The organism is Streptomyces sp. DH12 (assembly GCF_020873895.1).
GTDB lineage: Bacteria > Actinomycetota > Actinomycetes > Streptomycetales > Streptomycetaceae > Streptomyces.
The window spans coordinates 53,078-76,278 of the sequence record NZ_JAHWGT010000030.1 but is presented as its reverse complement, the minus strand read 5'-3'; the positions used below and the strand labels follow the sequence as shown (position 1 = coordinate 76,278).

General features: G+C 73.7%; 24 protein-coding genes and 1 pseudogene. 11 read left to right on the top strand and 14 right to left on the bottom strand.

Annotation, left to right across the window (positions count from 1 at the left end; genetic code table 11):
• Positions 1 to 17: 17 nt before the first annotated feature.
• Together LPA54_RS24815 and LPA54_RS24810 are read right to left on the bottom strand one after the other, a co-directional pair.
• Complete coding sequence (locus tag LPA54_RS24815; RefSeq protein ID WP_228981578.1) at positions 18 to 701, bottom strand: DedA family protein; 684 nt, start codon at positions 699 to 701, stop codon at positions 18 to 20.
• Between the two features lie 279 nt (positions 702 to 980).
• Complete coding sequence (locus LPA54_RS24810) at positions 981 to 1,433, bottom strand: DUF4442 domain-containing protein (RefSeq protein WP_228981576.1); 453 nt, start codon at positions 1,431 to 1,433, stop codon at positions 981 to 983.
• A 93-nt stretch (positions 1,434 to 1,526) separates the two neighbouring features.
• Between LPA54_RS24810 and LPA54_RS24805 the strand changes: the two genes are divergently transcribed.
• Together LPA54_RS24805 and LPA54_RS24800 are read left to right on the top strand one after the other, a co-directional pair.
• Entirely contained in the window at positions 1,527 to 2,588 is a 1,062-nt protein-coding gene (locus tag LPA54_RS24805; RefSeq protein ID WP_228981573.1) for a hypothetical protein, read from the top strand.
• A 115-nt stretch (positions 2,589 to 2,703) separates the two neighbouring features.
• Positions 2,704 to 3,936 (top strand): annotated as a pseudogene (locus tag LPA54_RS24800) (MFS transporter); the annotation flags it as partial.
• Positions 3,937 to 4,208: 272 nt separating this feature from the next.
• On the opposite strand, the gene LPA54_RS24795 reads toward LPA54_RS24800, so the two are convergent.
• Both LPA54_RS24795 and tuf read right to left on the bottom strand, forming a co-directional pair.
• The gene (locus LPA54_RS24795) at positions 4,209 to 5,054 is read right to left on the bottom strand and encodes a spermidine synthase (RefSeq protein WP_228981569.1); all 846 of its coding nucleotides are present in this window, start codon (positions 5,052 to 5,054) and stop codon (positions 4,209 to 4,211) included.
• Between the two features lie 28 nt (positions 5,055 to 5,082).
• Entirely contained in the window at positions 5,083 to 6,252 is a 1,170-nt protein-coding gene (gene tuf, locus LPA54_RS24790) for an elongation factor Tu (protein WP_228981568.1), read from the bottom strand.
• A gap of 312 nt (positions 6,253 to 6,564) precedes the next feature.
• Here tuf and LPA54_RS24785 point away from each other — a divergent pair, with 312 nt between their 5' ends.
• The 5 genes from LPA54_RS24785 to lnt all read left to right on the top strand — a co-directional run bounded on the left by LPA54_RS24785 (position 6,565) and on the right by lnt (position 10,765).
• The gene (locus tag LPA54_RS24785) at positions 6,565 to 7,281 is read left to right on the top strand and encodes a TVP38/TMEM64 family protein (protein WP_228981567.1); all 717 of its coding nucleotides are present in this window, start codon (positions 6,565 to 6,567) and stop codon (positions 7,279 to 7,281) included.
• 104 nt (positions 7,282 to 7,385) lie between these two features.
• Positions 7,386 to 8,258, top strand: a complete 873-nt coding sequence (locus tag LPA54_RS24780; protein WP_228981565.1) for an undecaprenyl-diphosphate phosphatase — start codon at positions 7,386 to 7,388, stop codon at positions 8,256 to 8,258.
• A gap of 73 nt (positions 8,259 to 8,331) precedes the next feature.
• Positions 8,332 to 8,508 carry a hypothetical protein gene (locus LPA54_RS24775; protein ID WP_228981563.1) on the top strand — a complete coding sequence of 59 codons (177 nt, stop codon included), beginning with the start codon at positions 8,332 to 8,334 and terminating at the stop codon, positions 8,506 to 8,508.
• Positions 8,509 to 8,847: 339 nt separating this feature from the next.
• The gene (locus LPA54_RS24770; RefSeq protein WP_228981561.1) at positions 8,848 to 9,063 is read left to right on the top strand and encodes a hypothetical protein; all 216 of its coding nucleotides are present in this window, start codon (positions 8,848 to 8,850) and stop codon (positions 9,061 to 9,063) included.
• A 157-nt stretch (positions 9,064 to 9,220) separates the two neighbouring features.
• Positions 9,221 to 10,765: an apolipoprotein N-acyltransferase gene (lnt, locus tag LPA54_RS24765; protein WP_228981559.1), complete on the top strand. Its 1,545-nt coding sequence runs from the start codon at positions 9,221 to 9,223 to the stop codon at positions 10,763 to 10,765.
• Here lnt and LPA54_RS24760 read toward each other — a convergent pair.
• The gene (locus LPA54_RS24760) at positions 10,743 to 11,651 is read right to left on the bottom strand and encodes a Gfo/Idh/MocA family protein (RefSeq protein WP_228981558.1); all 909 of its coding nucleotides are present in this window, start codon (positions 11,649 to 11,651) and stop codon (positions 10,743 to 10,745) included. The two genes, lnt and LPA54_RS24760, sit on opposite strands and share 23 nt — an antisense overlap.
• Before the next feature lie 134 nt (positions 11,652 to 11,785).
• Between LPA54_RS24760 and LPA54_RS24755 the strand changes: the two genes are divergently transcribed.
• Positions 11,786 to 12,304 carry a DinB family protein gene (locus tag LPA54_RS24755; protein WP_228981553.1) on the top strand — a complete coding sequence of 173 codons (519 nt, stop codon included), beginning with the start codon at positions 11,786 to 11,788 and terminating at the stop codon, positions 12,302 to 12,304.
• A 126-nt stretch (positions 12,305 to 12,430) separates the two neighbouring features.
• Positions 12,431 to 13,024, top strand: coding sequence for a hypothetical protein (locus LPA54_RS24750; protein ID WP_308112895.1), 594 nt, complete (start codon positions 12,431 to 12,433; stop codon positions 13,022 to 13,024).
• 70 nt (positions 13,025 to 13,094) lie between these two features.
• On the opposite strand, the gene LPA54_RS24745 is transcribed toward LPA54_RS24750, so the two are convergent.
• The 9 genes from LPA54_RS24745 to LPA54_RS24705 form a co-directional block, all read right to left on the bottom strand.
• Positions 13,095 to 13,568, bottom strand: a complete 474-nt coding sequence (locus LPA54_RS24745) for a hypothetical protein (RefSeq protein ID WP_228981551.1) — start codon at positions 13,566 to 13,568, stop codon at positions 13,095 to 13,097.
• Between the two features lie 269 nt (positions 13,569 to 13,837).
• Positions 13,838 to 14,521, bottom strand: a complete 684-nt coding sequence (gene ung, locus LPA54_RS24740) for a uracil-DNA glycosylase (protein WP_228981549.1) — start codon at positions 14,519 to 14,521, stop codon at positions 13,838 to 13,840.
• Between the two features lie 89 nt (positions 14,522 to 14,610).
• Positions 14,611 to 16,188, bottom strand: coding sequence for an ABC transporter substrate-binding protein (locus LPA54_RS24735; protein WP_228981547.1), 1,578 nt, complete (start codon positions 16,186 to 16,188; stop codon positions 14,611 to 14,613).
• 120 nt (positions 16,189 to 16,308) lie between these two features.
• Entirely contained in the window at positions 16,309 to 17,076 is a 768-nt protein-coding gene (locus LPA54_RS24730) for an SDR family oxidoreductase (RefSeq protein WP_228981546.1), read from the bottom strand.
• A 20-nt stretch (positions 17,077 to 17,096) separates the two neighbouring features.
• A complete protein-coding gene (gene fabG, locus LPA54_RS24725; protein WP_228981544.1) occupies positions 17,097 to 17,858 on the bottom strand; it encodes a 3-oxoacyl-ACP reductase FabG in 762 nt (253 codons plus the stop codon).
• Positions 17,859 to 18,096: 238 nt separating this feature from the next.
• Positions 18,097 to 18,480, bottom strand: coding sequence for a DUF3037 domain-containing protein (locus LPA54_RS24720; RefSeq protein WP_228981542.1), 384 nt, complete (start codon positions 18,478 to 18,480; stop codon positions 18,097 to 18,099).
• Entirely contained in the window at positions 18,477 to 19,343 is an 867-nt protein-coding gene (locus tag LPA54_RS24715) for a HipA family kinase (protein WP_228981540.1), read from the bottom strand. Before LPA54_RS24715 ends, LPA54_RS24720 begins: the two co-directional genes overlap by 4 nt.
• A gap of 506 nt (positions 19,344 to 19,849) precedes the next feature.
• A complete protein-coding gene (locus LPA54_RS24710; RefSeq protein ID WP_228981539.1) occupies positions 19,850 to 20,395 on the bottom strand; it encodes a hypothetical protein in 546 nt (181 codons plus the stop codon).
• Positions 20,388 to 21,029, bottom strand: coding sequence for a hypothetical protein (locus LPA54_RS24705; protein ID WP_228981536.1), 642 nt, complete (start codon positions 21,027 to 21,029; stop codon positions 20,388 to 20,390). The genes LPA54_RS24710 and LPA54_RS24705 overlap by 8 nt, the downstream gene beginning before the upstream one ends.
• A gap of 183 nt (positions 21,030 to 21,212) precedes the next feature.
• Between LPA54_RS24705 and LPA54_RS24700 the strand changes: the two genes are divergently transcribed.
• Together LPA54_RS24700 and LPA54_RS24695 are read left to right on the top strand one after the other, a co-directional pair.
• A complete protein-coding gene (locus LPA54_RS24700) occupies positions 21,213 to 22,325 on the top strand; it encodes a sensor histidine kinase (RefSeq protein ID WP_228981535.1) in 1,113 nt (370 codons plus the stop codon).
• Entirely contained in the window at positions 22,322 to 23,002 is a 681-nt protein-coding gene (locus LPA54_RS24695; RefSeq protein ID WP_228981533.1) for a response regulator transcription factor, read from the top strand. The genes LPA54_RS24700 and LPA54_RS24695 overlap by 4 nt, the downstream gene beginning before the upstream one ends.
• Positions 23,003 to 23,201: the final 199 nt, after the last annotated feature.

Sequence of the window (23,201 nt, the reverse complement as noted above, 5' to 3'; positions counted from 1 at the left end):
CGCCGGCGCCGCTGCCGTCAGTCGGCCGCGGCCGTGGCGGGGACGGGGCTCGGGTGCGGCGCGGCGGCCGCGGCGTGGCGCTCGGCCTCGGACCTGGCGGCCGCCTTCCTGGCGCGGCCGCGCAGGACGAGCATCGAGGTGAGGCCCACGGCGATCGCGAGGACGAGGCCGAGCCAGGAGAAGCGCTTCAGCCACGCCTCGGCGACGACGCCCACGGAGTAGACGACCGCGGTCGTGCCGCCGGCCCACAGGATGCCGCCGAAGACGTTGGCGACGAGGAACTTCCAGTACGGCATCCGCAGCACGCCGGCCAGCGGCCCGGCGAAGATCCGCAGCAGCGCCACGAACCGGCCGAAGAAGACGGCCCACATGCCCCACTTCTCGAAGGACCGCTCGGCCATCGCGATGTTGGCCTCGCTGAAGTGCCCGGGGAACCTGCCGCCGAGCCACGCCAGCAGCGGCCTGCCGCCCTTGCGGCCGATGGCGTACCCGATGGAGTCGCCGATGATCGCGCCGGCCGTGGCACAGGCGCCCAGGACGTACGGGTCGATCTCCCCGTGCTGGGACGCGAGCAGCGCCGAACTGACGAGGACGATCTCGCCCGGCAGCGGGATGCCGAGGCTCTCCAGCCCGATCACCACACCCACCAGGAGGTAGATGCTGACCGCGGGGACGGTCTCGAGCCACTCCTGGACGTGCAACGCCGGTTCCTCCGTATCGACAGGTGACCTCTGGGGGCAGGCAGCCTACCGGTCACGGGCGCGGCGCCCGGACGCGTGGGCGGGGGCCGCTGACACGGGGGAAGACGCCGGGACGGAGCCGCCGGTTGCCCCCGCGGCGGACGGGCCGGCAGGTCCCGGCAGGGCGCGGCCCGGTGGTACGGGGGGGGGCCGCCGACGGCGCCGCCCTCGTTCCCGGGGGCCGGGTACGGGGGCGGCGTGTGCCCCGCGCGGCGGTGCGGCCCGCGCGGGCGGCGGCGCTCAGGACTGCGGGCGCAGCGTCCAGGTGATGGTCATCTCGCCCGTGACCGCGCCGTCCTCACGGGTGATCGCGACGTGCACGGGGAACTCGGGGCGCTGACCGGCGTCGAGTTCGGCGACGACCTCGTCGCGGGGGCGGCCCAGCGTGGCGGTGGCGGTGACCACGCCCATGGCGAGCTTCTTGTAGCCGATCTCCGCCTTGACGGCGAGCGGGACGGCCCGCCCCATCTGGTCCCCGAAGGCGCCGATGACGATGGCGCCGCTGGCCGACTCGCCGAGCGTGAACATGGCGCCGGCGTGCGGGCCGCCGACGTGGTTGTGGAAGTCCCGCTGGTCGGGGAGGCGCAGCACGGCGCGGTCGGCGGTCGCCTCGACGACCTCCAGGTTCAGGGTCTTGGCCATGGGAACGGTGGCCAGCAGCATCTCGCCGATGTTCGGCAGCGTCTCGGACATGCCCCGAAGTTACCAGGCAGTAGTTTTCCGGGGAAGCCTCCGCACAGGCCCGGGCATGGCACCCCGTACCCCTCCCCTCTATGGTTACAGCCCATGTGGCCAGGACAGCAGCCGCCCGGGGGCGAGCAGAACCCGCAGGACCAGAGCACACCCAATCCCTACCAGCAGTCGGGACACCCACAGCCGAACCCGTACCAGCAGCCGGGGTACCAGCAGCCCGGCCACCCGCAGGGGGGCTACCAGCAGCCCGGGTACCCGCAGCAGCCCAACCCGTACCAGCAGCCCACCGTGCCGCAGTACGCCGTGCCCGGGCAGCCGCCCGGTCCGCCGGTGCCGTCGGGCGACGACAGGAAGAAGACGACGGTCGTCGCGATCGGCGCCGCCCTCGTGGTCCTCGCCGCCGCCGGCGTGACGGGGTACCTGGTCCTCGGCGGCGAGGAGAAGGAGCCGGCGGCCGCGGGCGGCTCGTCGCCGTCCCAGAGCGCCTCGGCCCCCTCGGCCCCGATGCAGCCGGCGCCGTCGCCCTCCGGCAACCCGCGTGACGGCTCGATGGCCCTCCAGCCGACCGTGCCGGGGTGGAAGGTCGTCCACAACCCCAAGCGCGGGACGCTCTTCGACATCCCCGCCGACTGGGAGGTGCTCGGCTCGGGAGTGGCCACCGGCTTCGAGGACGAGAAGGCGGGCGACGGCTCCCCCGTGGTCACCATGTCGGCGCCGGGCCGCTACAAGAGCGAGTGGTGCACCTTCGACGACGACAAGGACGGCTCCCCGGAGAAGTGGAGCCTCGCCTCCGCGGGCACGAAGGGCGGCCAGGGCGCGAAGAACACCGCCGAGGCGGCGTACAACGAGGCGGGCAGCTGGGTCTGGGCGGGGTACGCGCAGACCGAGCCCAAGGGCACCGTGAAGATCACCAAGGCGGTGCCCTACACCACGAAGTCCGGCCTGAGCGGCCACGTCGCCACGGCGACCGCCCTCAACACCAAGCACGAGAACAAGTGCGACACGGACGGCAAGTCCCTGGCGTTCTCGTTCAAGAACTCCAAGGGCGACTTCGTCTCCTGGGTCCTGTACGGGAACACCGGCATCAAGGACGAGGTGCCGGAGGCCACGATGCGGCAGATCCTCAGCACCGTCCGGCTGGCCGAGGGCTCCTGACCCCCCGGGCCCGGGCCTCCGCAGGAGTCGCCCGGCCCGGGCCGCCCGACCCCGCCGCGGATCTGACGGGTAATCCGTTTGTCGGCGCGGGGCCCCACCGGGGATAGTCCGGGATGTGAGAACCCCCGCCTCCCGCCCCGACCCGCGACGACGCCGCCCGGAGTGGGCGGGACGCAACTACGTCCTGCTCACCGGCGCCGCCGTCATCACCGCCCTGGGCAGTCACGGCGCTCTCATCGCGGCCGCGTTCGCGGTGCTGGAGACCGGCGGCGACGCCGGTGACGTCGGCCTGGTCGCCGCGGCGCGGACCCTGCCGCTCGTCCTCTTCCTGCTGGTGGGCGGGGCGGTCGCCGACCGGCTGCCGCGCCACCGCGTGATGGTCGCCGCGAACAGCCTCAACTGCGTCTCGCAGGGGCTCTTCGCCGTCCTGGTCCTCACCGGCCGGGCGGACCTGTGGCACATGATGGTGCTGTCCGCGCTGGGCGGCACCGGCCAGGCGTTCTTCAACCCCGCCGCCGAGGGCATGCTGATGTCGAGCGTCAGCGGCGAGCAGGCGAGCCGGGCCTTCGCCCTGTTCCGCATGTCCATGAACGGCGCCGCGATCGGCGGGGCGGCGCTCGGCGGCGCCATGATCGCCGCGATCGGCCCCGGCTGGGTCCTCGCCGTCGACGCCGCGGCGTTCGCCGTCGCCGGGGCGCTGCGCGCCTTCCTCGACGTGTCGCACATACCCGAGCGGGCCCCCGGCGGCGGGCTGCTCGCCGATCTGCGCGACGGCTGGAAGGAGGTCGCCGGCCGCCCCTGGCTGTGGGCGATCGTCGCCCAGTTCGCGATCGTCGTCGCCGTCATCGGCGCGGCCGAGTCGGTGTACGGACCGCTCGTCGCGCGGGACTCGCTGGGCGGTGCGCGGCCCTGGGGTCTGGCCCTCGCCGCGTTCGGCGTGGGCACGCTCGCCGGGGCGGTGCTGATGATGCGGTGGAAGCCGCGCCGGATGCTGCTGGTCGGCACGTTGTGCGTGTTCCCGCTGGCGCTGCCCTCCGCGGCGCTGGCCGTACCGCTGCCGGTCGCCGGCCTCGCCGCGGTGATGTTCGTGTCCGGGGTGACCGTCGAGGCGTTCGGCGTGGCCTGGATGACCGCGCTGCACCAGGAGATCCCGGAGGACAAGCTGTCGCGGGTCTCCGCCTACGACTGGTTCGGCTCGACCGCGATGCTGCCGGTGTCGACCGCCCTGGCCGGGCCGGTCGCCGACACCTTCGGCCGGTCGCAGGCGCTGTGGGGGTGCGCGGTGCTGATCGTGGTCGTGACGGCGCTGGTGCTGCTCGTCCCGGACGTGCGCAACCTGACGCGCCGCGACCCGCGGGCCCCGGGCGTCCACGCGGGGAGCGCCTCGGCGGGCCTGCCGGGCGCGGCGGCCGACAAGGCCGCCGGCGCGGGCACCATGGCGGACACCACCGCCACCGCGACGACCACCGGAACGGACACCGCCGCCACCGCACCGACCGCACCGACCGCCGGAACGGACACCCCCACCGGCCCGGCCGCCGCGACGGACACCACCGGCTCGGCCACCGGCTCGACGGCCGGGCGGGCGCCCGGCGCCTGACGGCGGTCCGCCGGCCGCCGTCAGCCGATGCCGAAGGCCCCGCCCGGCGGCTCGGGCGACGCCACCGCGTCCGTGTCGCCCACCACCCGAGCGTCCCCCACCAGCCGGGTCAGCGCCTCGCCGTGCTCCACCCGCGCGGGGAAGGCGTCGGCGGCCGCCCGGCGGGCGAGCCGGGCCGTGTCGAGCGGCGCGTGCGAGGCCACCAGCACCACGTTGCCGAAGCGCCGCCCGCGCAGCACCGCCGGCTCGGCCATGAGCGCCAGCTCTCCGAAGAGGGAGCCGAACGTGGCGAGTTGCGAGCGCAGGAACGCGAACGGCGCCCCGTCGGCGAGGTTCGCCGCGTAGCAGCCGCCCGGCCGCAGCACCCGTTCGACCTCCCGCGCGTACTCGACGGAGGTCAGGTGCGCGGGGACGCGCGAGCCGCCGAACACGTCGCCGACGACGAGGTCCGCGGAGTCCGCGGGCGCCGCCGCGAGCCACTCCCGCGCGTCCGCTCCGTGCACGGTGATGCCCGCGCCCTCCGGGACGGGAAGGTGCTCGGCCACCAGCGCCAGCAGCCCCCGGTCCGCCTCGACCACGTCCTGCCGCGAACCGGGCCGCGTCGCCGCGACGTACCGGGGCAGGCTGAGGGCGCCGCCCCCCAGGTGCACGACGTCGAGGGGGGCGCCCCCGTCGGCCGCGGCGTCCACGACGTGGGCGAGCCGGCGCACGTACTCGAACTCCAGGTGCGTGGGGTCGTCCAGGTCGACGTACGACTGGGGCGCGCCGTCGACGGTCAGCAGCCAGGCCCGCTCCCGGTCGATGTCCGGCATGAGCTTGGCGGTGCCGCCGTCGACGGCGCGCAGGACGGGGAGGGGATCGGTCACCGCCCCATTCTCCCCGCCCCGCCCACCGCTACAGCACCTCGCTCACGGTGCCCGCCCCCACCGTGCGGCCGCCCTCCCGGACGGCGAATCCGAGGCCCGCCTCCAGCGGCACGTCGCGCCCCAGCTCGACGGTCATGGTGACCGTCTCCCCGGGGCGGGCGACCCCCGCCCCGCCCAGGTCGACGACGCCCACCACGTCGGCGGTGCGGAGGTGGAACTGCGGCCGGTACCCGGTCGTGACGGGGGTGGCGCGGCCGCCCTCGCGGGCCGACAGGACGTGCACCCGCGCGGTGAAGCGCCGGCCGGGTACGACGCTGCCGGGCCGGGCCACCACGTGTCCGCGGCGGACCGCGTCGCGGGGCACGCCGCGCAGCAGCAGCGCCACGTTGTCGCCGGCCTCCGCCCGGTCCATCGGCTTGCCGAAGGTCTCCACCCCGGTGACGACGGTCTCGGTGTCCGCGCCGAGCACCTCGACGCGGTCGCCGACGCGCACGGTGCCGCGCTCGACGGCTCCGGTGACGACGGTGCCCCGCCCGCTGATGGTGAGGACGTTCTCCACCGGCATGAGGAACGGCCCGTCCACGTACCGCACGGGCGTCGGCACGTACGTGTCGACGGCGTCGAGGAGCGCCTCGATCGAGGCCGTCCACCGCGGCTCGCCCCGCAGGGCACCGAGCCCGGAGACCCTGACGACGGGGACGGTGTCGCCGCCGTAGCCGTGGGCGGTGAGCAGTTCGCGCACCTCCAGCTCGACGAGGTCGGTGAGCTCGTCGTCCCCGGCGTCGGCCTTGTTGAGGGCGACGACGATGTGGTCGACGCCGACCTGGCGGGCGAGCAGGACGTGCTCGGCGGTCTGCGGCATGATGCCGTCGAGCGCGGACACCACGAGGACGGCGCCGTCCAGTTGGGCCGCGCCGGTCACCATGTTCTTGACGTAGTCGGCGTGGCCGGGCATGTCGACGTGCGCGTAGTGGCGGGTGTCGGTCTCGTACTCGACGTGCGCGAGGTCGATGGTGATGCCGCGCCGGGCCTCCTCGGGCGCCCGGTCGATCCGGTCGAACGGGACGAAGGCGCCGGACCCGCGCTCGCTGAGGACCTTGGTGATGGCGGCCGTGAGGGTGGTCTTCCCGTGGTCGACGTGGCCCATGGTGCCGATGTTGAGGTGCGGCTTGGTGCGCACGTACGCCGTCTTGGACATGACGGGGTGGTTCCTCTCCGGAACTCGAAGCGTGGTGGGGACCCCTCGGTCTGGCCGACCCTCCCCCTGCGGGGTCGCCGGACGATCCGGGAAGGGTCAGCTTCGGGCGCCGTCCAGGACGACGGCGGCAGCCTTCGGCGCGTCCGCGACTGCGGACGGCGCTGCGAGGAAGGCGTACCGGGACATGGGGACGATCCTGCCCTCGGGGGGCCGTCCGCGTCGACGGGTTTTCGGGCGGGCGCCGGTGGTTCCCGTCCTCCGGTGCGTTTCCGGTCACGGCGGACGGCGGGGGCCGTCGGTTACGCTCCCCGGATGCTCCAGCCCGCCGTCCGGCCCCCGGCCGGTCCCGCCTCGCGCCGTGCCCGCGTCCTGGTGTCTCCCGGGGCGCGCCTGGCCCTGCTGGTCTGCCTGCTCGCCAGCGGGGCGGCGGCCGTCGTCGCGTACGAGCCGCACCGTCTGCTGGCGGACGGCGGCTGGCCGCCGCACCTGGGCGGCGCCGGCGCGGCGGTGCTCTTCGGGCTGGCGTACGGCCTGTGCACCGCCGCCTTCGTGCCGAGGCCCGTGCTGAACCTGGCGGCGGGGGCCCTGTTCGGCACGCAGGCCGGGCTCGCGGCGGCCGTCGGCGGGACCGTCCTCGGAGCCGGCATCGCGTTCACGCTCGGCCGGGCGCTGGGCCGGGACGCGCTGCGCCCGTATCTGCGCGGCCGCTGGCTGGCCGCGGCGGACGGGCAGCTCAGCCGGCACGGCTTCCGCTCGACGCTGGCGATCCGGCTCTTCCCCGGCGTCCCCTTCGCCGCCGCCAACTACTGCGCGGCGGTCTCCCGCATGGGTTACCTCCCCTTCCTCGCGGGCACGGGTCTGGGATGCGTACCGAACACGGCGGCGTACGTGGTCGCCGGAGCCCAGGCCGCGGCGCCGACGTCCCCCGCGTTCCTCGCCTCCGCCGGGTTCATCGTCGTGAGCGGGCTCGCCGGGGCGCTGGTCGCCTGGCGCAAGCGGCACCGGCTGCGTTCGGCACCCGTCTCCTGACACCGCTCCACGACACCGGATGATCACCGTCCGTTCATCCTCAGGCGATACGCTGCACCGACTCCAACGACCGCACACGCACATTTCGGGACGGCCCTGGCCCCATGAATTGGTTCGAATCGCTCGTCCTCGGACTCGTCCAGGGGCTGACGGAGTTCCTCCCGATCTCCTCCAGCGCCCATCTGCGCCTCACCGCCGCCTTCGCCGGCTGGCACGACCCGGGCGCGGCCTTCACGGCGATCACGCAGATCGGCACGGAGGCGGCGGTGTTGATCTACTTCCGCCAGGACATCGGCCGCATCCTGTCCGCCTGGTTCCGCTCGCTGACGGACAAGGCGATGCGCTCCGACCACGACGCGCGCATGGGCTGGCTGGTGATCGTCGGCTCGATCCCCATCGGTGTGCTGGGCGTGACCCTCAAGGACCACATCGAGGGGCCCTTCCGTGACCTGCGGCTGATCGCCACCACCCTGATCGTGATGGGCGTCGTGCTCGGCGTGGCCGACCGGCTGGCGGCGCGAGCGCAGGAGGGCGGCAGGCACCGGGCGTCGCCCGACCCGAAGACGCTGCGGGACCTGGGTGTGAAGGACGGCCTGATCTTCGGTCTGTGCCAGGCGATGGCGCTGATCCCCGGGGTCTCCCGGTCGGGCGCGACCATCAGCGGCGGCCTGCTGATGAACTACACGCGCGAGGCGGCCGCCCGGTACTCCTTCCTCCTCGCCGTCCCCGCCGTCCTGGCCTCCGGCCTGTTCGAGCTGAAGGCCGTCGGCGAGGGCCACGTCGCCTGGGGGCCGACCGTCTTCGCCACGGTGGTCGCCTTCGGCGTGGGCTACGCGGTCATCGCGTGGTTCATGAAGTTCATCACCACGCGGAGCTTCATGCCGTTCGTCGTCTACCGGATAGTGCTGGGCCTGGCGCTGTTCGCGCTGATCTGGCTGGGCGTGCTGACCCCGGACGCGGGACAGCCGTCGCACTGACGCGGGCGTGGGAATCGTCACGGTGCGTGGCGGGTCACAGCGGATCGCCCGAAAGGCCCCTTACGCTGGCGGCATGTCCAAGCCCGTGTCCGACCCCGCCCCGCCCGACGCCGACGCCCTGAACCGTGCCATCCGTGAACTCTGGGCGCGTGCCGACGGACCTCTGTCGGAGGACGAGCAGCGCATCTACCAGGCGCTGGTCCTGAAGTGGACCGCCGCCCAGGAGGGCGACGTCGACGCCGTCGCCTGACCGCGGACGCCACCGGCCCGCGCCACCGCCGAGCGGCGGCGGCGCGGGCCGTGACGAGGAGGGGGGCCGCCGGTAGGGGGGGGTGACCGGCGGCCCGGGGTCCCGGGGGTTCTCCTGCCCGGATCCTCGCCCCCGAGGATGCCGTGTGCGGAGCCCGCGCGGCAGGGCGCACGGCACGGATCCGCACGTACGCGGTTCACACCCCGTGTGAACCCCCACCGCACCGCCGGCTCACCGCCGCACCACCGGCTCGACCCACCACCGGCCCACCGCCACCGGTGCGCGGCCCCGCCGCCCAGAGCGGCTGCGATCACGCCGGACCCGGCGCATCCTGGGACCGTGCCCCCACAGGCCCCGATCGTCGTGCACCGTCCCACCCCGAGCGGCGGGCGGCGCGTCACCGCGCGCGGCCGCATCCTCGGGTTGGCGCACAACGACGCCGACCTGCTGGAGTTCCTGCGGCGCGCGGGGCTGGACGAGCCCGACGTCGACCTCGACGACCCGCGGATGGTGGAGTGGCGCGGCGGTCGCGCCCACCAGTGGGAGGCGGCCTGAGCGAGGCGGCGCCCCCGTCCCCCGCGCCCTCCTCCCCCGGTCCGGAAGACCCCCGGCCCTCTGGCGGGGACGCGCCGTGCCCGGCGCTCTGTCCCCGGACTGATCCCCTCCGCCACACTGGAGTCCTGGTTCCACGCTCCGGGCGAGGAGGCGCGAGATGCGGTTGCCGACCGGGGAGAGCGATGTGGCCGTGCGGCCGCCGTCACGACGGTGGCGGTGGGGGCGCGGGGCGGCCGCGGTGGCCGCGGGCGCGCTGCCCGCCCTCGCGTTCCCGGCCCCCTCCCTGTGGTGGTGGGCGTACGGGGCGCTGGTGCCCTGGCTGCTGCTGCTCCGTACGGCCCCGGACGGGCGGCGGGCGGCCCTCGACGGGTGGCTCGGCGGCGCGGGGTTCGTCCTGGCCGTGCACCACTGGCTCGTGCCGAGCCTGCACGTCTTCATCCTGGTGCTCGCCGCCCTGCTGGCGCTGCTGTGGGCGCCGTGGGGCCTGCTCGCCTGGTGGGCGCTGCGCCGGGCGGAGCGCTCACCGGGGCGGGCGGTCGCCGCGTGCGCTGTGGTGCCGTCGGGCTGGCTGATGGTCGAGACGGTGAGGTCGTGGGAGGGGCTGGGCGGGCCGTGGGGGCTGCTGGGCGCCAGCCAGTGGGAGGTCCCGCCGGCCCTGCGGGTGGCCGCGTTCGGCGGCGTGTGGCTGGTGACGCTGCTGGTGGTGGCGGTCAACACCGCGGTGGCCCTGCTGGTGGCGGTGCCGTCCGTACGGGGGCCGGCCGTGGCCGCGCTGGCGGGTGGCGCGCTCGCCGTGGGGGCGGCGTGGACGTGGTGGGAGCCGCCGGCACAGGTGGGGCGCGCTCGGATCGCGGTGGTCCAGCCGGGTGTCGTCGACGGGCCGGGCGGCCCGGAGCGGCGGTTCGCCCGCGAGGAGGCGCTGACCCGGTCGCTGGCCGGGCGGGACGTGGACCTGGTGGTGTGGGGCGAGAGCAGTGTGGGCGCCGACCTGGCGGCCCGCCCGGACCTCGCCGCCCGGCTCGCGGCGCTGTCGCGGGACGTGGACGCCGAACTGCTGGTGAACGTCGACGCGCGCCGCTCGGACCTGCCGGGCATCTACAAGAGCAGCGTCCTGGTGGGACCGGACGGCCCCACCGGCGACCGGTACGACAAGATGCGGCTGGTGCCGTTCGGCGAGTACGTGCCACTGCGGTCGGTGCTGGGGTGGGTGACGTCGGTGGGCCGGGCCGCGGACGAGGACCGCCGGCGCGGTGCGGAGCAGGTCGTGATGACGGTCGGCACGGGGTCCGGGCGGGGCCTGGCGGTGGGGCCGCTCGTCTGCTTCGAGTCGGCGTTCCCCGACATGAGCCGGCGGCTCGCCCACGCGGGCGCCGAGGTGCTCGTCGCCCAGTCGGCGACGTCGACGTTCCAGGAGAGCTGGGCGCCGGAGCAGCACGCGTCGCTGGCGGCGCTGCGTGCGGCGGAGACGGGCCGGCCGGTGGTGCACGCCACGCTTACCGGCGTGAGCGCGGTGTACGGCCCGGACGGCGCGCGGATCGGCGCCCCGCTCGGTACGGACCGCGGCGCCGCCGCCGTGTACGACGTGTCGCTGCCCGGCGGGACGACGCCGTACGTACGGTTCGGGGACTGGCCGCTGTGGGCGGCGGGGGCCGTGCTGGCGGCCGCCGCCCTCGGGGCCGTCAGGCGGCGGACTGCTCCGTGACCGCCCGGACCACCCGTTCGCACGTCTCGTGCGTGAGCAGGGCGTCGTGGGCGTCCAGCGTCCGCCCGGCCCGGACCGCGTCCAGGAAGGCCAGCACCACCTGCTCGATGCCCCGCTGCCGGGCGACCGGCACCCAGTCGCCGCGGCGCCGCACGGTCGGCTGGCCCTTGTGGTCGACGACCTCGGCGAGGTTGAGGACCTGCCGCTTGGTGTCCTGTCCCGAGACCTCCAGGACCTCCTCGGTGGAGCCGCTCATCCGGTTCATCATGCCGATGGCGGTGAAGCCGTCGCCGGAGAGCTGGAGCACGACGTGGTGCAGGAGGCCGTCGCGGACGCGGGCGCGCACGTCGGTGTGCTCGACCGGCCCGGGGAGGAGGAAGCGCAGGGTGTCGACGACGTGGATGAAGTCGTCGAGGACGAGCGTGCGCGGCTCCTCGGGGAGGCCGACGCGGTTCTTCTGCATGACGATCAGGTCGCGCGGGTGGTCGGCGCACTGGACGTAGGCGGGCGCGTGACGCCGGTTGAAGCCGACGGCGAGGGAGACGCCGCGCCGGTCGGCCAGGTCGACGAGGCCGCGTGACGCGTCGAGTTCGTAAGCGAGGGGCTTGTCGACGTACGTGGGGACGCCCGCTTCCAGCAGCCGTGTGACGATCTCCGGGTGCACGGCTGTCGGGGCGTGCACGAACGCCGCGTCGAGCCCGGCGGCGAGCAGCCCGTCGAGGTCCGTGTGGCGGCGCTCGTCGGGCACGTGGTGCGCGTCCGCCACCCGCGCCAGCGTGGCGGGGGTGCGGGTCTGGAGGTGCAGTTCCACACCGGGCACCGTGGTGAGGACCGGGAGGTAGGCCTTCCGCGCGATGTCGCCGAGTCCGATGCAGCCGACCCTCACGGGGGTCTCCTCTCACGTGGTGCCGTCCGACCCGGGCAGCATACGTGCGGGTGCGGGGCCGGTGTCCGGCGGGCCGCGACGCCCTTGCGGGCGGGGGCCGTTGCACGGGCCGGATCGGGGGCACGCTGCAAGGCATGACGACGACTGACGGACGTGACAGGCCCGACGGCCACGCCGGTGAGCGGGAGATGCTGGAGGGCTGGCTGGAGTTCCACCGCGCCACGCTCGCCGCGAAGTGCGAGGGACTGGACGACAAGCGGCTGCGGGAGGCCTCCGTGCCGCCCTCCGACCTGTCGCTGCTCGGCCTGGTGCGGCACCTGGCGGAGGTGGAGCGCGGCTGGTTCCGCCGGGTGCTGGCCGACGAGGACGTGCCGCGCATCTACTGCACCGAGGCCGACCCCGACGGCGACTTGCACCCGGCGCCGGACCACACGTGGGAGGAGGCGTACGCCACCTGGCAGGGCGAGATCGCCCGCGCCAGGGAGCTGGCGGCCGCGACGCCGTCCCTGGACACCGTCGGCGCGGGCCGCCACCGCAGCGGCACCACGCACAACCTGCGTTGGATCTACACCCACATGATCGAGGAGTACGCCCGCCACAACGGCCACGCGGACCTCATCCGCGAACGGATCGACGGCGCCACCGGCGAGTGACGGCCGCCCCACCGGAACGGTGCGGTCGGGCCGGCCGGCGCCGGCCGGCCGGCGGCGTTCACTCGTGTGGGCCATGACCACCGGTAACGGGGTGCGCCCTCGGGCGCCGGCCCCCACAGTGGCCCGGTGCGAGGACGAGGTAGGCGTACGGGCGCGGGAGCCGGTGCGGGCGCGCTCCCGGAGGCGGCGGGGGCGTACCCGGGAGGCGTCGGCACCGGCGGTGGCGCGCCGACGGTCGGCGCCCGGGTGCTGCTCGGCGTGGTGGTGGCGGTGACGGCCGTGTCCGGCTGCGTGTCGGTGGCGCCACCGCCGCCCGGCCCCGCGCACGCGCCCGCGGCGGGGCACCCGACGCGCGGCCCCGAACCGGTCGTCGTCGAGGCCCCGGCCCGCGAGGCCCTGGAGAGCACCGGCCCCGCGCCGCGACCGTCCGCCCGGCCGGCCCCGCCCGGCCCGTCACGTCCGTCGACCGCGCAGCGGCGGACGGAGGGGGCGGCCCGTGGTGACGCGCCGGGCGGCGGCGCCCGCAAGGGGCGCGCGGCGGGGCCGGGGCACCGCGGGGGTCCGCCCGTGACCGTGCCCGCGCGCCCGGTCCTCCCGGTGCCCCTGCCCGTACGCACCACGGTGCGGGTGCCGGACGCGTGCGGCCTGGCGGAGCGGTACGGTGCGTGGCGGCCCGGCGGGCCGGAGGCCCGCAGGTGCCGGGAGGCCGTCCGGCGCTGAACGGGCTGACCCAGCGGGTGTCCCGCCGACCAGGCCGGGTTCCCGCCTGATCGACGGGACACCCCCTGGGTCAGCAGTCGCGCAGGCGGTGGTCGAGCCGGTCCATGGCGGCCCGCACTCCCTCGCCGTACCGGTCGTCGGCGAGGACGTGGGAGGCGGCGCGGGCCCGGTCGAGGTGGACGCGGGCGTCGTCCGGCCGCCGCAGCCTCAGGTAGTCGGCGGCGAGGTTGACGTGCAGCGACGGGTACAGGGACCGCAGGGCGGCGGCCGTGCGGCGCGGCGCCGGTTCCCCGTCGATCCCCTCGGCGGCGGTCAGGGCCCGGAGGTCCCAGGCGAGCTCGGCGTCCGGGTCGTCCTGCGCGTCGGCCATGTAGTGGGCGAGCGTGCAGCGGTGCAGCGGATCGCCGTCCGTGCCGAGGCGCACCCACAGGTCCTGGAAGCGGTTGCGGGCCTCCTCGCGGTCTCCTCCGTGCAGCAGCATCGTCGCCTGTCCGATGCTGGTCATGACCGCGTCGTCGGTCGCGCCCTGCCCCTGGTCCGCCATGTGGCCGGCCTCCCTCGTCGTCGTACCCACGACGCTAACCGGCGCCCGGCCCCATGACCGTCACGCGCAGCCATCGGCACGTCACGTGGCGGCCGTCCGCGGACCGTCCGTACGAGGCGGGGCGGACCGGCCCGACCGGCCCGACCCGCCCGACCCGATGTCGACCGGCCCGACCCGGCCCCGCCCGACCGGGTGACGCCCTCCTGCGGTCGGCCGGGGCCGCCGCACGGGCGGTCGCCGGGCGGTCGCGGTCCGTGCCGCGCTCGGGGTCAGCCGAGGTTCGGGATGCGCCAGTCGACGGGGGCGTGCCCCTGCTCGGCGAGGGCCTTGTCGATCTGCGTGAAGGGGCGGGAGCCGAAGAACTTCCTCGCGGAGAGCGGCGAGGGGTGGGCGCCCTTCACCACGGCGTGCCGCGTCTCGTCGATGAGCGGCAGCTTCTTCTGCGCGTAGTTGCCCCAGAGGACGAAGACGGCCGGGTCCGGGCGGGATGAGACGGCCTTGATGACGGCGTCGGTGAGCTTCTCCCAGCCCTTGCCCTTGTGGGAGTTGGCCTCGCCGGCGCGGACGGTGAGGACCGCGTTCAGCAGCAGGACGCCCTGCTCGGCCCACGGCATGAGGTAGCCGTTGTCCGGGACGGGGTGGCCGAGCTCCTCCTGCATCTCCTTGTAGATGTTCCGCAGGGACGGCGGGACGCGCACGCCCGGCCGGACCGAGAAGCACAGGCCGTGCCCCTGGCCCTCGCCGTGGTACGGGTCCTGCCCTAGGACGAGGACCTTGACCTTGTCGTACGGGGTGGCGTCGAGCGCGGCGAACACCTCCTCGCGGGGCGGGTAGACCGGCCCCCTGGCCCGCTCCTCCTCGACGAACTCGGCGAGCTGCGCGAAGTACGGCTTCTGCAGCTCGTCTCCGAGGACGCCGCGCCAGGACTCGGGCAGCATGGCGGTGTCGGTCACGTCAACAACCTCCGGTGTGGGATCGCTTGGCCACCACAGAACCTACCCGCGGCCACTGACAAGCGGTCCCCCACCTCCTCGGGCGGCCGTCACCAGCTGGTCTTGCGGTGCAGCTCCCACATCTGCATGACCGTCTGCGGGTCGAGGGCGCGCTCGCCGCCGCCGATCTCCTCGCTGGCCGCGACGTACAGCTTGCCCTGCCACAGCGGGAGGAGCCGGACGTCCTCGACGAGGATCTGCTGTGCCCGCTCGAACTGGGTGGTGACCGCGGCGCGGTCGCTCTTGCGGCGCGACTCGGGCAGCAGCTGGTCGGTGATCTCCGGCTGCTCGTAGGGGGCGTTGTGGACGTTGTCCTTGCCGACGAACGGGGCGATGAAGTTGTCCGGGTCCGGGAAGTCGGGGAACCAGCCGCGGCCGAAGACCGGGTACTCGCCGTTTTGGTACGCCTCCTGGAACTCCTTCCACGGCTTGCCGACGAGGGTGATCTCGAAGAGGCCGGACGCCTCCAGCTGGCGCTTGATCTCGGTGAACTCGGCGGCCGTCGAGGAGCCGTACCGGTCGGTGGCGTACCCGAAGGTCAGCTTCACCGGCTCGTCGATGCCGGCCTTGCGGAGGATGCCGCGCGCCTTGTCGACGTTCGGGTCGCCGTACTGGTCGAAGAAGAGGGTCGTGTGCCCGGCGATGCCCTTGGGGACCATCGAGTACAGCGGTTCGGCGGTGCCCCGGTAGGCCTTGGCGACGAGCGCGCCGCGGTCGATGAGCTGCGCGACGGCCTTGCGGACGGCGGGCTTGCCGGCCTGCGGGTCCTTGGGGTCGAAGACCAGGTAGTGGATGGTGGCGCCGGTCGACTCGACGACCTGGAGGCCCTCGTTCTCGGGCTTCTTCTCCCTCAGGTCGACGACCTCCTCCGCGGTCAGACCGCGGTAGGTGGCGTCGATCTCCTTCTTCTTCAGCGCGGCGACCATGGCGTCGGAGTCACCGAAGTAGCGGATGGTGACGGCGTCGTTCTTGCGGTCGGCGTACCCCTTGTACGTGGGGTTCTTGACCAGCGCCGCCTCCCGTCCCTCGGTGTAGCTCTCAAGGGTGTAGGGGCCCGAGCCGACGACCTTGCCGTCGCTGCGGATCTCGCTCGCCGGGTACGAGGCCGGCTCGACGATCGACATGGCCGGGGTCGCCAGGACGAACGGGAAGGTGGCGTCCGACTCCTTCAGGCGGAAGATCACCGTCTTGTCGCCGCTGGTCTCGATGCGGTCCAGCGAGCCCAGCAGGCCGCTGGGGCCGCCGTCCGCGTTGATCGTGCGGATCCGCTCGATCGAGTGCTTGACGGCCGCGGCGTCGAGCTTCGCGCCGGACGAGAAGGCCAGCCCGTCGTGGAGGTCGCACTGGTAGACCTTGCTGACGGCGTCGGAGAACTTGCAGTCCGCGGCGTCCGGCTGGGGCGTCGTGCTTCCGGTCGGAAAGCTCAGCAGGGTCTGGAAGACGTTCCGGTACAGCTCCCACGAGCTGTCCCAGGCGGCAGCGGGGTCGAGGGTGGTCGGAGAGCTCGTCGTACCCACGACGATCTTGTTTTCCGCCTCGGCTTCATCGTCTCCGAAGAGACCGCATCCCGCGAGCAGGGATATGGACGCAAGGGCTGCAGCAATCTGCAGACTGGTCCGGTTGAACACGTGCACACGCTCCTCGTTCAGCCACGGTCGGCCGACCATACCGCAGCGCCCCGCCAGGTCAATCGGGGAGGACCGGCGGGGCACTTGAGGCGTTAGGCGGCCAATCAGGCGCAATTCACCTCAGCCGACTCCGGCATTGAGGAAAATTCCCCCATCGATGACGAGGGTCTGCCCGGTGATCCACTCCGATTGCCCGGACGTCAGGAATGCGGCGGCCCCGCCGATATCCGCGGGGGTGCCGAGTCGGCCGAGCGGATAGGCCGCGGTGACCTCCTCCTCGCGGCCCTCGTAGAGCGCCTGCGCGAATTTCGTTTTCACGACGGCCGGAGCGATGGCATTGACCCGGACAATAGGGGCGAATTCATGGGCGAGCTGGAGCGTCAGATTGATCATGGCCGCTTTGCTCATGCCGTACGCGCCGACGAACGGCGAGGCGCCGACTCCGGCGACCGACGCGATGTTCACGATCGAGCCGCCGTTCTCCCGCTGCCACGCCTTCCAGGTCTGCTGGGCGAAGCCGAGCGCCGAGATGACGTTCGTCTCGTAGACCTTCCGCGCGACGGCGAGGTCGAGTTCGGCCATGGGGCCGAAGACGGGGTTGGTGCCGGCGTTGTTGACCAGGTGGTCCACCCGGCCGAAGGCCTCCATGGCCCGCTCCACGGCGTGTGCCTGGTGGGCCTCGTCGTGGGCCTTGCCGGCGACGTACACGGCCCGGTCGGACCCCAGGCGCTCGACGGCCTCCTTGAGGGCGTCCTCCCCGCGACCCGTGATGCACACCCGGTCACCGCGTGCGACGAGCGCCTCCGCGATGCCGTAGCCGATGCCCCGGCTGGCGCCCGTGACGAGCGCGACCCGGCCGGACGGCTCGGGCAGTTCCCTGGCGTTCATGTCGTGGTCCGTCCTTCGCGTCAGTTGAGGGGGCCGCCGGCCACGTACAGCACCTGGCCGGAGACGAAGCCGGCGTCGTCGCCGGTGAAGAACGCGATGGCGTTCGCGACGTCCTCGGGGCGGCCCACGCGCTGGACGGGGATCTGGGTCGCGGCGGCGGCCTGGAACTCCTCGAAGCCCATGCCGACGCGGGCGGCGGTCTGCGCGGTCATCTCGGTGACGATGAAGCCGGGCGCGACGGCGTTGGCGGTGATGCCGAACTTGCCGAGCTCCTTGGCCAGGGTCTTGGTGAAGCCCTGGAGGCCGGCCTTGACGGCGGCGTAGTTGGCCTGGCCCCGGTTGCCGAGCGCGGAGGACGAGGAGAGGCTCACGATCCGGCCGAAGCCCGCGTCGACCATGTGCCGCTGGCACGCCTTGGCCATGAGGAACGCGCCCTTGAGGTGCACGTTCACGACCGTGTCCCAGTCGGATTCGGACATCTTGAACAGCAGGTTGTCGCGGAGGACGCCGGCGTTGTTGACGAGGACGGTCGGCGCGCCGAGCTCGTCGGCGACGCGGGCGACGGCCGCCTCCACCTGGGCGGCGTCGGAGACGTCACAGCCGACGGCGAGCGCGCGGCCGCCGGCGGCCGTGACGGCGTCGACGGTGTCCTTGCACGCGGCCTCGTCGAGGTCGAGGACGGCGACGGCGCGCCCCTGGGCCGCGAGCCGTACGGCGGTGGCCGCGCCGATGCCGCGCGCCCCTCCGGTCACGACGGCCACGCGCTGCTGGGTGGTGGACATGCTGGTTCTCCTCGCCCTTGAGTCCCTGTGCCGCCGCCCGTCCCGCAGTCGCGGAAGCGGTGAGCGACCGCTTAGTACCTTCAGCTGGACGAGACGCTAGAAGCCCTGGCACCCGGTGTCAACGGCCCGCGGGCGGGCGCGAGGGTGTCGCCGCCCCACCGGACCGCGCCCGGCGGCGCGACGGCGGGGCGGCCCGGGGCTCGGCGGGTCGGCCCGCCCCGGGTCGCCCGCTCGCGCGTCAGCGGACGAGCAGGTCCAGCAGCCGCTCGACCTCGGCCTCCGGGTCGGCGGTGAGGCCGGTGTGCACGGGGCCGGGCTGGACCACCGTGGAACGCGGGGCGACCAGCCAGCGGAAGCGTCGGCCCGCGTCGTCGCGCGCGGCCTGCCCGGCATCGTCCCCGCCCCGGCACACGCCCTCCACCGCGCGCAGGGCGGCCCGTACGCCGGCGACGTCGGCCCGGGGGTCGAGCGCCGCGAGCCTGGCCTCGTCGAGGTGGGTGCGCGCCGCGACGAAGGACCGGGCGCGGCAGTAGACCACCACGCCCGCGTTGAAGCACTCGCCGCGCTCGACGCGCGGCACGACGCGCAGCAGCGCGTACTCGAAGACGTCCCGCCGTGTCACGCGCCGCCGTCCTTCTGCTCGCTCGGGCCGGTCTTGCCGGCGGCGGTGTGGGGCCAGGGGGTGGCGTGCTCGGTGAGCCAGCCGGGCGGTCGGGCCCTGCGTTCGGTGCGCTGCCCGAGCGTGACCCGCTCGTGGATGGTCGCGGCGCGCGGCAGGAGCGCGTCCACGTAGGCGCGGCGCACGGCGTCGGGCCCGTCGAAGCCGGGCTCGTCGACGAGCCACTCGTCGGGTACGTCGGCGGCCACCTCCGTCAGCAGCCGCTCGGTGACCCGGGGCGCCAACTCGGCGGCAGCGGCGGCGATGTCGGGGCCGTAGGGGGCGAGGACGTGGTCGGAGGCGTCGTACGGCTTGGCGGCGGACACCTGCGCGCCGGGCCAGTTGTGGTGCCAGATCATGGTGGCGCCGTGGTCGATGAGCCACGGCTCGCCGTGCCAGACGAGCATGTTCGGGTTGCGCCAGGACCGGTCGACGTTGTTGATCAGCGCGTCGAACCAGACTACGCGGCCCGCCTCGACCGGGTCCATCTCGTAGGCGAGCGGGTCGAAGCCGAGGGAGCCGGGGAGGTAGTCCATGCCGAGGTTGAGGCCGCCGCTCGCCTTGAGCAGCTCCTGCACCTCCTGGTCGGGCTCGCCCAGTCCGATCACCGGATCGAGCTGGATGGCGACCAGGTCGGGGACGCGCAGCCCCAGGCGCCGGCCGAGCCGGCCGCAGATCACCTCGGCGACCAGCGTCTTGCGGCCCTGCCCGGCACCGGTGAACTTCATGACGTACGTGCCGAGGTCGTCGGCCTCGACGATCCCGGGGAGCGAGCCGCCTTCACGCAGGGGCGTGACATAGCGGGTCGCTACGACCTCTTCCAACACTTTCCCAGGCCACCTATCTCTTCAGCCTTACAATCCACGGACGACTTCTCCGGTCTGCAGGGGCAGGAATCACCGGTCAAGGACGCTGGGGGGATCTGGGGAGTTTCGGCCGGCGGCCGGTCTCCCCGCCCCCAGCAGCCGTCGATGACGCCGCGCCCCTTGCTGCCGGCTTCCGGCATGAAGTGAACATAGTAACCAAGGGTGATCGCCGGCGAGCAGTGTCCGAGCCGCCGGGACTGGGTCACAACGGGCTGTCCGGCTTCCGAGATGATTGAGGCACAGGTGTGCCGAAGCACGTGGAAGCGTCCTCGGGGGCCGCCTGCCCGCAGTAAGCATGATCAGTTCGTCGCGGGGCGGGCGCCGATCGACGTGGCCTCGCAGAAGCTGACCGCACCCCACGGCCCCCGGCCCCACCGGTCCGGTCCGGCCTGTCCGCGCCGGCCGATCGCTCCTCCGTGGCACGGGCCCGAGCACACGTTCCAGGTCCTGCCTGCCGACGGCCGGACTCAGCGCCCCCGACGCCGGCGGCGGTAGTAGGCCACCGTGACTACCGCGAGCAGCGGGCCCCAGGCCAGCAGGGGGAGATAGCAGGCAGTCATCAGCCAGTAGTGGCCGCCTTCGGGCGATCCGGCGGCGCCCATGTTGTCCGCGTCGTTCCAGGTGAAGGCGCCGGTGACCGTGATGAGGGTGACGAGCGCCGCACCGAGCGAAGCGGGGATCACCGCCACCATCACGGGAATTCTCCGGCCGCCCAGGGCCGGTACCGAGCGCGGAAGTTCCTCGCCCCATCTGTGGATCAGGCCCAGGGTGAGCAGTCCGAGTGCCTCGGCGAACAGGCTGAGGCCGACGAGGTAGAAGGAGCCGGCGCCGGGGAAGTTTCCCGGGTGAAGGAACTCGTCGGTGAATCCGGAGTCCCAGCCCAGGGCGATGGCGATGCGCCACAGCCCGGACGGCACCAGGGTCAGCGCGGCGGCGTGCGCCGCCAGGCGGATGGATCGGGAGACCTGCGGCGCGGCCGTGACGGGCGTCCCGGCGACCAGGGTGTCAGCCACGGCGGATCAGCGTCTCGACCTGCGCGGGGGACGTGGTGATCTCGGCGTGGACCACCTTGAAGCCGCCCTTGACCGCGGTCGTGAACGGTGCGGGGGCCATGCACGTACCGGCCTGCGGCCTTACGGGATGGCCGTTCTCATCTACGTTCCCTGGGTCGACGTTCACCACCCCCCAGGAGAAGCCGAGCCGGTCCGGCTCGCCCTTCCCGCCCTGCTGGACGCTGATGCCCAGCCGGGCGCCGACCTCCTCCACGTTCGACTTGGTCACGACCGCGGTCAGGGTCGCCGTCCGGCCGCTGGTGACCAGGCAGTCCACCCGGGCCTCCGCCCACCCCGTGGCTCCGCCCCGGGGGGTGTGGGAGAACTTCAGCGTGCCCCGGGCGTCTGTGGGCAGTCCGTCGGGGGCGTTGGGGGGCACCGGCCGGGTGAACGGCGTCTGTACGGCGTGGATGGTGAAGCGGATGTCGTCGTCGATCGACTCCATGTAGGAGATGCGCGCTTCCCCATGGACGCTCGCGGTCTTCGCCGGCTTCCTCTCGACGGTGGCAGCCGGGGCTGCGGGAGCGGGCCCGGCAGCGACCAGCCCGGCGAGGACGGCGACGGCTGCCGTGGCGCCGATTGCGGCGTTGCGCATGATGAACTTCCTTTTTCCAATGGGGTGTTTGTGTTGCCGTGGTCGGTTGAACGGCTCAAGCTTCACCCCCGGCGCCCCCGCGATCCCATCCACCGATCGGCACAAAGGTCGCGCCGCCGCCCAGCGCTTCTATGCCGTTCGGCAGAGAGCCCCGGCACTGCGCACACCCGTACGCTGATCATCATGTGGGAATCAACCCGCCCGGCTGTCACGGTGCTTGGCGCTCTGCCGTCGCTCGCGGCCGCGGGCACGGTGGTGTGGGCCGTTGCCCGCCCCCGTGCCGCAGTTCGTCAGCGGCTCGGCCGCCTGGCCTTCCCGACCGCGGTCTGCGCGGTCCTCTCCCTGACCACCAGCTTCGCCCTGCCGAAGGCTGGTTTCGGCTCCGGTTGGAAGCTGGCGGAGACCGCCGTCCTGCTCCTCCTCCTGGCCGCGGTCACCCGCTGGTCACCCTCACGCGAACTCAAGTCGGCCCTCCCGCTGACCGCCCTCGCGGTGACCCTCTGGCCGCTGTCGCTGGTCACCGGCGAGTCCTTCCTGGAATCCATCGGAATCGCCACCTTCTGGCTGCTTCCCGTAGCCGCCGCGGTGGCGGCCGGCGCCTACCCCCGCCGCCAGGAACTGCGTCGCCGGAACGCGGTGGCCGAGGCTCGCAGCGCCCAGCGCCTTCAGCTGTCCCGCGACCTGCACGACTTCGTCGCCCATGACATCAGCGGAATCGTCGTCCAGGCCCAAGCGGCCCGCTTCGTCGCCGCCACCGACCCCTCCCAGGCGGTGCTCGCTCTGGAACGCATCGAGAAGGCGGGCCTGAGCGCCCTGGCCGCGATGGACCGGACCGTACAGATGCTGCACGGTCCGGAGGCACCCGCCACTGAGCCGCTCCCCGATGTGTCCCGACTGCCTCTACTGATAGAGAACTTCACCTCAGCGGGAGCCACCGAGGCGCATCTGGAACTGCCTCCCCTGGCCACGGAGGCGCTCTCCCGGGAGGCGGGCCACGCCGCGTACCGCATCGTTGTCGAGGCGCTGACCAACATCCGTCGGCATGCCCCCGACGCCTCCCGCGCCACCGTCGCGTTCACCGTCACAGCCACCACTGTGGAGATCCGGGTCACCAATGACCGCGGCGCCCGCCCCGTCCCGGCCCGCCGCCGCGTCTGGCGGGGCGGCCTCGGCCTCCCCGCTCTCACCGAGCATGTCCATGCCCTCGGCGGAACCCTCTCGGCGGGGTCGCACGGCGACGGTGGCTGGCAGCTCACCGCCGTCCTGCCCGCCACGCTCCCGAAAGAGACCTCATGACGACGCCCCTGGGCCCGACCCGCATCCTGATCGCCGACGACCAGGAGGAGGTACGCAGCGGCTTCCGCCTGATTCTCGGTTCGCAGCCCGACATGACCGTGGTCGGCGAGGCGGCGGACGGCCTCACCGCCGCCGAGCTCGCCCGCACCCTGCGCCCTGACCTGATCCTCGCCGACATCCGGATGCCGGGCATGGACGGCCTCGAACTCACCCGGCGCCTCGCGGGCCCCGGAGTACCGGACCCGCTGCGTGTCCTCGTTGTCACCACCTTCGACCACGACGACTACGTACGCACGGCACTGCACGTCGGCGCCTGCGGGTTCCTGCTCAAACGTTCGGGCCCCGGGCTGCTGATCGAGGGTGTCAGGGCGGCGATGGCCGGGGACGTCCTCATCAGCCCCCAGATCACGATCCGCCTGCTCCAGACCCTCGCCCCTGCCCCTGCCCCAGCTGCGCCCACGACCCCGTCGCCTCTCACCGCCCGGGAGCAGGAGATTGCCCGGCTGGTCGCCGAGGGCCTCACCAACGCCGAGATCGGCGAGAAACTCTTCATCTCGGCGGGCACAGCCAAAACCCACATCGCCAACGTCCAGGCGAAACTGAAGGCCCGCAACCGGGTGGGCATCGCCGCCTGGATCTGGCAAAGCGGTCTGGCCGGACCAGCCCCACGGGAGTAGGGCACACGCCTGAGACGTAAGGGCGGGCGAGATGGGCGCATGAGTCGTCTACAGCGTAGGCGCAGACGACTCCGGGGCTCGGCGACGGCACCATCGCCCGGATACCGGCCCACCTGACAGTCGACACCACGAACACCGGCCGCCCACGGTAGCTGCCGTACGTGCCGCACCGACACAGCAGTGGATCGCCGGTTGGGAC

What these genes read in the sequence shown, in the direction of transcription:
- LPA54_RS24730 (WP_228981546.1), bottom strand. Translation starts at nt 17,076, where the DNA reads ATGAACGCCAGGGAACTGCCCGAGCCGTCCGGCCGGGTCGCGCTCGTC.
- fabG (WP_228981544.1), bottom strand. Translation starts at nt 17,858, where the DNA reads ATGTCCACCACCCAGCAGCGCGTGGCCGTCGTGACCGGAGGGGCGCGC.
- lnt (WP_228981559.1), top strand. Translation starts at nt 9,221, where the DNA reads ATGCGGTTGCCGACCGGGGAGAGCGATGTGGCCGTGCGGCCGCCGTCA.
- LPA54_RS24805 (WP_228981573.1), top strand. Translation starts at nt 1,527, where the DNA reads ATGTGGCCAGGACAGCAGCCGCCCGGGGGCGAGCAGAACCCGCAGGAC.
- LPA54_RS24695 (WP_228981533.1), top strand. Translation starts at nt 22,322, where the DNA reads ATGACGACGCCCCTGGGCCCGACCCGCATCCTGATCGCCGACGACCAG.
- LPA54_RS24775 (WP_228981563.1), top strand. Translation starts at nt 8,332, where the DNA reads ATGTCCAAGCCCGTGTCCGACCCCGCCCCGCCCGACGCCGACGCCCTG.
- LPA54_RS24700 (WP_228981535.1), top strand. Translation starts at nt 21,213, where the DNA reads ATGTGGGAATCAACCCGCCCGGCTGTCACGGTGCTTGGCGCTCTGCCG.
- LPA54_RS24810 (WP_228981576.1), bottom strand. Translation starts at nt 1,433, where the DNA reads ATGTCCGAGACGCTGCCGAACATCGGCGAGATGCTGCTGGCCACCGTT.
- LPA54_RS24785 (WP_228981567.1), top strand. Translation starts at nt 6,565, where the DNA reads ATGCTCCAGCCCGCCGTCCGGCCCCCGGCCGGTCCCGCCTCGCGCCGT.
- LPA54_RS24780 (WP_228981565.1), top strand. Translation starts at nt 7,386, where the DNA reads ATGAATTGGTTCGAATCGCTCGTCCTCGGACTCGTCCAGGGGCTGACG.
- LPA54_RS24705 (WP_228981536.1), bottom strand. Translation starts at nt 21,029, where the DNA reads ATGCGCAACGCCGCAATCGGCGCCACGGCAGCCGTCGCCGTCCTCGCC.
- tuf (WP_228981568.1), bottom strand. Translation starts at nt 6,252, where the DNA reads ATGTCCAAGACGGCGTACGTGCGCACCAAGCCGCACCTCAACATCGGC.
- LPA54_RS24745 (WP_228981551.1), bottom strand. Translation starts at nt 13,568, where the DNA reads ATGGCGGACCAGGGGCAGGGCGCGACCGACGACGCGGTCATGACCAGC.
- LPA54_RS24755 (WP_228981553.1), top strand. Translation starts at nt 11,786, where the DNA reads ATGACGACGACTGACGGACGTGACAGGCCCGACGGCCACGCCGGTGAG.